The organism is Vibrio sp. OPT46 (genome assembly GCF_015163535.1).
GTDB classification, from domain to species: Bacteria; Pseudomonadota; Gammaproteobacteria; order Enterobacterales; family Vibrionaceae; genus Vibrio; species Vibrio alginolyticus.
This window is the reverse complement of sequence record NZ_JADDYG010000030.1, coordinates 1-968: the sequence shown is the minus strand read 5'-3', so window position 1 is coordinate 968 and position 968 is coordinate 1. Positions and strand designations below refer to the sequence as shown.

The 968-nt window shown below is 39.9% G+C and carries 2 protein-coding genes; both read left to right on the top strand.

Features of this window, described 5'->3' with window-relative positions:
* Positions 1–293: hypothetical protein (locus IQR33_RS02270; protein ID WP_193843472.1), on the top strand; the 293-nt coding region annotated here is incomplete at its 5' end.
* Positions 293–775, top strand: coding sequence for a hypothetical protein (locus IQR33_RS02265; protein WP_193843471.1), 483 nt, complete (start codon positions 293–295; stop codon positions 773–775). The genes IQR33_RS02270 and IQR33_RS02265, both read left to right, overlap by 1 nt.
* The last annotated feature ends 193 nt before the right edge of the window (positions 776–968 follow it).

Here is a 968-nt window from a genome sequence, read left to right as displayed (position 1 = left end):
TTGATACAGCCTATCGGCATTTCTGTAAAGCCAAAACAGATGATAGCTTAGACATCATGTTTGAAGGTGCTGAAAAGCAATTGGCAAATTTAGATTGTACTGGAGAGGAGCGCAATCGAGTCTTTCATAACATTTACATTGCATATGGACGTCGACAAGAAGACATCGATGGCGAAAGTACAAGTACAGAATATAAGGCACTGAGAACAGTTGATAAGAGCCTAGCTAATAACAAAAATCTAAGTACAGAAGAGCTACTGGGTGAGGCGCTAAGAGCAATGGAAAATGAGTAATGATCAAAATTGGATTCCCTGTACGCAGTTCATTACACAAATTGACAAAACTCTTTACTCAGCTGTTTAACCGATTGTTTGTGTACCTTTCAGTTAGCAATTTGCCACAAGTAATCTTCATGGGGGCGGCCATATTTGCACTGTTTAGTGCGGTTATAAGCTTAACCGAATCGATTAACTATGTTCTTGCTGGGATGGTTAACTATGGCTTCATCGAATTGCTGAGGGTCTTAATCTACATTGCATTCGCTTTCTCTCTTGTAATGAAAATGTGGAAAATTAGTATTACTAGCTTTATCTTGATCATTCTCTTCGGACTAGCTATATCAACTGGCTTATCCAACGGCTGGGGAAGTACATCAATACAGTTAGGCTATGCTCTATCTTCCGGGTTTAAAGGTATGGCATTGATCCTACTTGGAGGAATTGCTGGTGGTGTTTCAAGATGTCTGTATTGGATCTACAACCGTTGGCCAAAATGATAGTAACCTTAGTGTTGATTTAGAGTAGCTATGAACATAACAAATTGTTCAAGAGTCATTCGGCACGTGTGGCATTTTGACTATGCGTTGGTTTAGGTGATTAAGGTGGTATGCGGCGGCATCAGAAACCTAAACAGGGCGTTTATGCTTAGGAGTAGAAGTTGAAATATTTGGAAGAGTTCGAATTGGCGAT